Origin of the sequence: Staphylococcus petrasii, from assembly GCF_002902565.1 — a bacterium.
Classification (GTDB): Bacteria; Bacillota; Bacilli; order Staphylococcales; family Staphylococcaceae; genus Staphylococcus; species Staphylococcus petrasii.
Map to the genome: position 1 here is coordinate 44,574 of NZ_PPRC01000056.1, position 8,504 is coordinate 53,077.

8 protein-coding genes and 1 riboswitch are annotated in these 8,504 nt (G+C 34.4%); of the genes, 2 read left to right on the forward strand and 6 right to left on the reverse strand.

Annotation, left to right across the window (positions count from 1 at the left end):
- Positions 1–162: 162 nt before the first annotated feature.
- Both CD127_RS09125 and metK read right to left on the reverse strand, forming a co-directional pair.
- The gene (locus CD127_RS09125) at positions 163–1,071 is read right to left on the reverse strand and encodes an NERD domain-containing protein (RefSeq protein WP_103366480.1); all 909 of its coding nucleotides are present in this window, start codon (positions 1,069–1,071) and stop codon (positions 163–165) included.
- Between the two features lie 158 nt (positions 1,072–1,229).
- Complete coding sequence (metK, locus tag CD127_RS09130) at positions 1,230–2,426, reverse strand: methionine adenosyltransferase (RefSeq protein WP_103366481.1); 1,197 nt, start codon at positions 2,424–2,426, stop codon at positions 1,230–1,232.
- A 116-nt stretch (positions 2,427–2,542) separates the two neighbouring features.
- Positions 2,543–2,653, reverse strand: a riboswitch (SAM riboswitch).
- A gap of 164 nt (positions 2,654–2,817) precedes the next feature.
- Here metK and pckA point away from each other — a divergent pair.
- Positions 2,818–4,410 (forward strand): phosphoenolpyruvate carboxykinase (ATP), encoded by a 1,593-nt coding sequence (gene pckA, locus CD127_RS09135; RefSeq protein WP_103366482.1) that lies wholly within the window; start codon positions 2,818–2,820, stop codon positions 4,408–4,410.
- A 53-nt stretch (positions 4,411–4,463) separates the two neighbouring features.
- On the opposite strand, the gene CD127_RS09140 is transcribed toward pckA, so the two are convergent.
- Both CD127_RS09140 and ytkD read right to left on the reverse strand, forming a co-directional pair.
- Positions 4,464–5,231: an alpha/beta hydrolase family protein gene (locus CD127_RS09140; protein ID WP_380493185.1), complete on the reverse strand. Its 768-nt coding sequence runs from the start codon at positions 5,229–5,231 to the stop codon at positions 4,464–4,466.
- Positions 5,232–5,235: 4 nt separating this feature from the next.
- A complete protein-coding gene (gene ytkD, locus CD127_RS09145; RefSeq protein ID WP_221270268.1) occupies positions 5,236–5,673 on the reverse strand; it encodes an RNA deprotection pyrophosphohydrolase in 438 nt (145 codons plus the stop codon).
- Between the two features lie 100 nt (positions 5,674–5,773).
- Between ytkD and yidD the strand changes: the two genes are divergently transcribed.
- The gene (gene yidD, locus CD127_RS09150; RefSeq protein WP_103298645.1) at positions 5,774–6,019 is read left to right on the forward strand and encodes a membrane protein insertion efficiency factor YidD; all 246 of its coding nucleotides are present in this window, start codon (positions 5,774–5,776) and stop codon (positions 6,017–6,019) included.
- Here the strand turns inward: yidD and menC are convergent.
- Entirely contained in the window at positions 6,010–7,017 is a 1,008-nt protein-coding gene (gene menC, locus CD127_RS09155; protein ID WP_103366484.1) for an o-succinylbenzoate synthase, read from the reverse strand. The genes yidD and menC overlap by 10 nt on opposite strands.
- On the reverse strand, positions 7,007–8,413 hold the full coding sequence (gene menE, locus CD127_RS09160; protein WP_103366485.1) for an o-succinylbenzoate--CoA ligase: 1,407 nt from the start codon (positions 8,411–8,413) through the stop codon (positions 7,007–7,009). Before menE ends, menC begins: the two co-directional genes overlap by 11 nt.
- Between the last annotated feature and the right edge of the window lie 91 nt (positions 8,414–8,504).

An 8,504-nucleotide genomic window follows, 5' to 3' on the forward strand; every position in this document is an offset into this window, starting at 1 on the left:
CTCAAGACTACAGGCTTGAGCCTTTCCCGCAAGAAAGCGTCGCAACAAAATGAGTAACATTCATCTAAGAACTGCTTTACAACTTAAGTGAGTGAACATCTATCTTAGAACCATTCACATACAAAAAACGCTAGAAAGATTAATCTTCCTAGCGTTTGTATATTAATTAAACGTTTCAATCTTATCCATAATAGATTGTAACTCTTCAACATTAAATTGAATTCGTCCATGGAACACAAACTTATTAAAGAACTCATCTAATTGTTCAGGACCTACTAACACTTTAACACTTGAACTTTGCGCATAATTTGAAATCGTTACATCTCCATCACGTTTAGGATTGAAATACATAATAGCCGTTGGCGTATATTTCGTACCTAATTGCGTTTGCAAATCAGTCGCTAACTTTTCAATCGCTTCAAGTTGGTCTGAATAATTTACAAATGATAAAGATGATTCATCATCATTCTGATCTAACACCAATGTTTGAGGTGCTTTCGCATCTAAATCAAGTGTGTTAAAGACTTGTTCCATCATAGGTAACTCTTGGAATTGATTACCACTAATACCATTGTAAACATGCCCTTTTAACAATTGAGAGTCAATGATATAAAGACCAGTACGTGTTAATACTAAATGACTAATGCGTTGAATATCATTAAACTCATTACTTGGTAAAAAGATATTCGCCATAATATGCATATCTTCACGTCGAATACGTTTCTCATTAACTAATCGGTCACGAATACCAATTAATCGCATATCAGTCACATACTCACTTGTATTTTTAGAGAAAAGTTTTAAAGCATCAATTTCACGATTTTTACCGCTAATTGTGGCATCGAAATCTTCTTTTTGTCGAGTGACTTGTTTTTTGTTTTCGATACGTTCTTTTTCTAAAGCCTCTTCATGTGACTCTAGCATTTGCTTTTCTTTAAGACTGTATTCTTCTTTCGTTTTTTGTTTGATATTATTTTTACTTTTTAAGGTAACTAAGAATAATATTAAACAAATGATTGCTACTACAATTGCTGCAATTAAACCAATTTCAATTGGTCCAAATGAATTCATTAAAACAACGCTCCTTCAGACTGTAAACAATTTCTTTCAGTCATTATACTTAAGATTACTTTATCGACAAGCTTACTTCTATTACTATCAATAGTCCTAATTATAATAGAAATGATTAATAATTTCGATACAAAACATCAAAATTTGAATAGAGGTTATTATGCTTGTACAGCATCTTTTAAGACATTAACTTTGTCTAATTTCTCCCATGGTAATAGGACATCCGTACGTCCAAAGTGACCATAAGCTGCTGTTTGTTTATAGATTGGTTGTTTTAAATCTAACATTTTAATAATGCCTGCTGGTCTTAAGTCAAAGTGTGCTCTAACCGCTTCAACTAATTGTGCTTCTGATACTTTGCCAGTACCAAATGTATCAATAGAAATTGAAACTGGTTCAGCTACACCAATCGCATAAGCTAATTGAACTTCACATTGATCAGCTAACTCAGCTGCGACAATATTTTTAGCTACATATCTTGCTGCATATGCTGCTGAACGGTCTACTTTAGTTGGATCCTTACCACTGAAGCAACCGCCACCATGACGTGCATAACCACCATATGTATCTACGATAATTTTACGTCCTGTTAAACCAGCATCACCTTGAGGTCCACCGATTACGAAACGACCTGTTGGGTTAATAAAGAATTTAGTTTCATCGTCAATTAAACCTTCTGGTACAGTAGGATAAATAACATGTTCTTTAATATCACTTTGAATTTGTTCTAATTCAACATCGTCCGCATGCTGAGATGATACTACGATTGTATCGATACGTTTAGGTTTATCATCTTCATCATATTCTACTGTTACTTGAACTTTACCGTCTGGACGTAAGTAATCTAGAATACCATCTTTACGTACATCTGATAGACGTTTAGCAAGTTGATGAGATAAGAAGATTGGTAAAGGCATATAAGTTTCAGTTTCATTTGTAGCATAACCAAACATTAAACCTTGGTCACCTGCACCAGTTGCTTCGATTTCTTCTTCTGAAATTTCTTCGCGGTATTCTAATGCTTTGTCTACACCTTGTGCAATATCTGGAGATTGTTCATCAATTGCAGTTAATACTGCCATTGTTTGATAATCGTAACCATATTTTGCACGTGTATAACCAATATTTTTAATTGTTTCGCGTACAACTTTAGGAATATCTACATATGTAGAAGTTGAAATTTCTCCTGCGATTAAAGCCATTCCAGTAGTCACTGTCGTTTCACAAGCGACACGTGCATTTGGATCGTCTTTTAAGATTTCGTCTAAAATGGCATCAGAAACTTGGTCAGCGATCTTATCAGGGTGTCCTTCAGTCACTGATTCTGAAGTAAATAAACGTTTATTATAAGTCATGGTTTGCTCCTTTTATTATTAAAATTTACGAAAATTCTCTTTCAAATTGTGAGCTCAAAATAAAAGAGCCCTCTTCACTATAAAAGATAGAGAGAAGGCTCTTAAACGTCCATTCGCTCTTATCGTTCAGACCATATATGTCTGCAAACGGTTTGGCACCTTTCTTTTGTTAAAAGAGGTTGCTGGGTTTCATTGGGTCCATGTCCCTCCACCACTCAGGATAAGAGAATCCGTTACTAACTATACTACCGAATCCCCTCATCAATGTCAATTTCGATTTTTAAAAGTTTTTGTCTTTACCAGGTGGAATAATTAAGCCATTATGTTATACTAATTTAATGTAAAGGCTTACACGAAATATTTCAATAAATTGATGCTGGAGGGATTGGGTATGTCAGTAGATACATACAGCGAAACACCTAAAATTAAACACTTATTAGAGAAAGAAAGCTCACTGTTTCAACTTTCTACTACACAACTTTACAATAAGATTTTAGATAATAATGAGGGCGAATTAACAGAATTAGGAGCAATTAACGCAAGTACAGGCAAATATACAGGACGTTCTCCTAAAGATAAATTCATCGTAACTGAACCTTCTTATAAAGATAATATCCACTGGGGAGATATTAACCAACCTATTGATGAAGAAACCTTCTTAAATCTCTACAATAAAGTTTTAGACTATCTTGATAAAAAAGATGAACTTTACGTTTTCAACGGCTATGCTGGAAGCGACAAAGATACTCAACTTAAATTAACGGTTATCAATGAATTAGCATGGCATAACCTATTTGCACAAAACATGTTCATTAGACCTGAATCAGTTGAAGAAGCTAAAAACATTAAAGCAAACTTCACAATTGTTTCAGCGCCTCATTTTAAAGCAGATCCAGAAGTAGATGGTACTAAATCTGAAACATTTGTTATCATTTCATTCAAACATAAAACAATTTTAATCGGTGGTACTGAATACGCTGGGGAAATGAAAAAAGGTATCTTCTCAGTAATGAACTATTTATTACCAATGCAAGATATTATGAGCATGCACTGCTCTGCAAACGTCGGTAACAAAGGCGACGTAGCATTATTCTTCGGTTTATCAGGAACTGGTAAAACAACGTTATCTGCTGCACCAGACCGTAAATTAATCGGTGATGATGAACACGGTTGGAATAAAAATGGTGTGTTCAATATTGAAGGTGGATGCTATGCTAAAGCAATTAACCTTTCAAAAGAAAAAGAACCACAAATCTTTAATGCGATTCAATACGGTACTATTTTAGAAAATACAGTAGTAGATGAACGCGGTCGTGTAGATTTTGACGATAACACTAATACTGAAAATACACGTGCAGCTTACCCTATTCATCATATCGATAATATTGTATTACCTTCGAAAGCAGCACATCCTAATACAATTATCTTCTTAACTGCAGATGCATTCGGAGTACTTCCTCCAATTGCTAAATTAACTAAATCACAAGCAATGTATCATTTCTTAAGTGGTTTCACTTCTAAATTAGCTGGTACAGAACGCGGTGTAACAGAACCTGAACCATCATTCTCAACATGCTTCGGTGCACCATTCTTACCATTAAACCCTATTAAATATGCTAATTTATTAGGTAAATTAATTGATGAACATGATGTAGATGTTTATTTAGTAAACACAGGATGGACTGGCGGTAAATACGGTGTAGGTCGTCGTATTAGCTTACACTACACACGCTATATGGTTGACCAAGCTATCACTGGTAAATTAAAAAATGCTGAATTTACTAAAGATGAAAAATTCGGCTTAAGCATTCCTACTGAAATGGAAGACGTACCTAAAACAATCTTAAATCCAATCAATGCGTGGAGCGATTCAGATAAATATCGTGCACAAGCTGATGATTTAATTAAACGTTTTGAAGAAAACTTCAAAAAATTCGGTCCAGAAGTAAAAGAAATTGCTGAAACTGGCGGATTCAATAAATAATAATTAATTATCAAATAGGAAAATGCCCACTCCACTGACATCTTAATGATGTATCAGTGAGACTGGGCATTTTCTTTTTGTTCTTCAATTTTCCTCATCCAAGCATGAATATAATTCAATGCTTCTTTCATTGCTTTAGGGCGTGGCACATGGCCTTCTTCTAATTGATAGAATGTATCATATTGAGCTCCCTTTTTCTGCAACTGTTCTTCTAAATAATAGCCTTGATGAATGCCAACTTGCCAATCTTTGCCTCCATGTACAATTAATATCGGCGGACTCTTACTATCTATTAATTTTAGAGCATCTCGCTTCTCGTATTCTTCTTTATTTTTCTTAGGATGACCAACCATCCGTCGCAACATTCCGCGCAAATCCACACGTTCTTCATACATTAATCGCACATCAGAAACGCCGCCCCACGCAATGTAACTATCAGCTGGATAATCTTGGAACGTAAGTAACCCTTGCAGTCCCCCTCTTGAGAATCCAATCATATGCACATAAGCCTTAGGATATTTCTTTTTTAAAATGCGCACTAGTTCTGTCACGTCATTTAAATCAGCACGACAAAATTCATCTCGACCTTCACTACCATTACTTCCTCTATAATATGGTCCTACAACTAATGTATTTAAATTCGCAAACTGCATCAATCTCGCAGCACGCACACGTCCAACTTGTCCTTTACCTCCACGCAAATATACTACTATGCGTTCTACGTTCTCATTATAAGGCGTCATTTGTAATGCTTTGACTTTAAGATGATCAACCTCATAAGTGATTTCTTCAAAACAGTGCGTGTGTGATTCAATCGGCATTTTTTTAGTAGCTATAATACCCAAGCTCAATCACCCTCTCCAAACATTTGAGAATCGCGTCATCTTGAATTAAATAACTTTGATGTGCTTCAGAAATATCATCAATTCGCTTAAATAACTGAGGACCCTCAGTTTCTAAATAGTCCTTTTTATTTTGAATCTCTTTGACCTTAATCACATAAACATCTTTGGCAAACTTAAATCCATCATTAGTATGCACTTGATATTGAGCGATATAATTTATATCATCAGCAATCGCACCTGTCTCTTCAAACAACTCTCTCTCAATCGCTTGTCGGCTAAACTCCCCTTGCTCAACTTTGCCACCAGGAAATTCAATGCCCCGTTGTTTGTGCTGCGTAAATAATAGCTGTTTTTTGAAAATGGGAATAGCTAAAACGTGATTGCCATCCGGTTCATCATTATTTGTTTTAAACTGCATTGTGACACGTCTATTATCTTTATCTACAAACTCCACGTTCCTCACTACTCCTTTGAATGTGTTAAACTATTTAATAATTAATCTATGTTGGAGGGTACCTATGTTTAAAAAATTATTTTTAGGCATTATTCATATATATCAACGTTATATTTCACCAATGACACCACCGACTTGTCGCTTCTATCCTACTTGTTCAGAATATACTAGAGAAGCAATTGAAGTCTATGGTGCTTTTAAAGGTGGCTATATGGGCGTGCGTCGTATTTTAAAATGTCATCCACTTCATAAAGGTGGTTTCGATCCTGTGCCTTTGAAAAAAGATAACAACGACCATCATCACTCATAAGGTATTAATTGCGCTTTATTAATAATTGGGGGATTAAAATGAATCAATCCCTCTTTTAATTTGCCTATGCCTTGCGTAAAATCTTCTTTAAAATAATACCCATCCGGCGTAATATCTCCTGGATAATCCCCTTCATTTGCTAACAACGCTGTAAAGTAACGACTCAAACCATACTCATACATTCCACCAACTACTACTTTAACTTGGTGTTGATGTAGAGTTTGAATTAATTGCTGTGCTTTATCTATTCCACCTACTCTAAATGGTTTTATAATTACTACCTCGATTGGATAATGTTCAATGATTGAAATAATCGCTTCTTCATTGAGTGCTTTTTCATCTATAGCAATAGGTGGATAATTATTTAAATCTACTTTATTAAGTAGAGATAATGATTTAAATGGTTCTTCGATATAAATAATATTTTGCGACGTAATTTGTTCTACCTTTTCCAAATCATGAACAGATAATGATTCATTAGCATCTAGCGCTAAATAATATTTATGCTTAAGATGTGTGTTCAACTTATGAATATCCTCACTCAATTGTTTAGACCATTTGAGCTTAATACGAGGCGGTTGCGTGGTTTGAAGCGTTTGTAACTGTGCTTCCGTTAAACCACTTGCCGTAGCCCCATATTCTACATTGAAACTAGGTAGCTGATGATATATTTGATAAATTGCCATCACCGCTGTACAACGTGCTGCTGGATAGGATTCAAGCTGACGTAAATATGGCTTCCAATCCGCAAACGTATTAAACGTGACATTTTTGATGTTATTCGCCCATTCTTCTAAAATATTTTTTACCGAATGAATAGTTTCTTTATCATACCAATTTGTCTCAAACGCGTTGCTTTCTCCAAAATATGACTGATTTTTATCAGTGACGAATTCCACTATAAGCGCTTTTCGATGTGTCATTTCAACTTTCGGAGTGATAATTGGAGAATGAAATGCTGCATTATAGTAATAGAAATTGACTTCTTTAATTTTCATGTTGATTTACCTGTGAAATAACTTTATTTCGTTGTAATTTTCCGGTAGAAGTATAAGGTAATGATTTCATACGATAATAATGTTTAGGAATTTTATACTTAGCTAAATTATTTTGCAGAAATTGGATAAGTTCGTCCTGTGAAAGTTCATTTTCAGAAACATAATAAAGCACTGGAATTTGGCCCCAAGTTTCGTCATCCTGTGGAACACATACTGCATCTTCCATACCTTCAAATTTCTTAGCAACAGTTTCAATTTCATACGGATAAATATTCTCGCCGCCACTGATAATTAAATCTTTACGACGATCATAAACCATGACATAACCTTCGTTATCTATTTCTGCAATATCACCTGTTTTGAAATAACCATCTTCAAACGTGTCATCCAGTTGCTTAGGATATAAATAGCCATTCATGACATTGTTGCCTTTTATAAGAAGTTCTCCATGCCCTTCTTCGTTCGGATTTTTAATTTTAACTTTCACATTCTCACTTGGCTTTCCAACAGTGTCATAACGTTGCGCAAGCATTTCTGGTGTTGCAGTTAAGAATTGAGAACACGTTTCCGTCATGCCAAATGAATTATAGATAGGTAAATGATAATCAAGTGCCTGATCAATTAATGTTGATGATAACTTTGCGCCACCTAATAATATTTTTTCTATTGAAAATGGCTGATTTAACCCTGCATCCATAAGCCATTTTAATGTCTGAGGCACAAGTGAAACATGGGTAGGTTTCTCTTCTTTTATAATATTAAGCATTGTTTCAGTATCATATTTCTTTAAAATGCGAACTGTAAATCCTTCAATAATTGAACGTAAAATCACGCTTAAACCTGAAATATGATAGATAGGCAGTACAGATAGCCATATTGTATCTTGATCAAAGCCCAGACTCTGTTTACATCCTATGGCACTCGCATAATGATTTTCAAAGGTTTGTGGGACTGCTTTTTGGGGACCTGTAGTACCAGAAGTAAACATAATTGAAGCAATACGTGTAATATCAAACGATTGAGTGTTTGAAGACGGTTCAAGTGTGTTTAATTCATTGAAATGCACAATTTTAAAAGAAGGTAAATCAAAATTCGTAGTAGAAATAATTGTCGAAATATCTACAGAGCGCATTTGATTAATCATTTCTTGTTGAGTTAAACGAGTATTAATCATAGCTACTTCAATATTAGCTAACCAGCATGCATTGACTAATACTACCGATTCAATATCATTATGAATATATAACCCTACTCTATTTTCATTCAAAGAAAGTAAGTGTTGAGATAATTCGAAAGCACGATGATATAAATCTTCAAATGTTATAGCAGTTTCACCATCAGTAACTGCGATTTTATTTTTATTTTTTATACTTTGTTCTTTTAACCAAAAATCCAAAATACATTCCTCCATATAATATACATATTTATTATAACGATTTTCTTTAGAGTTAGCAGTGGATGTGATTAAAATATACTTTGGATTGGTT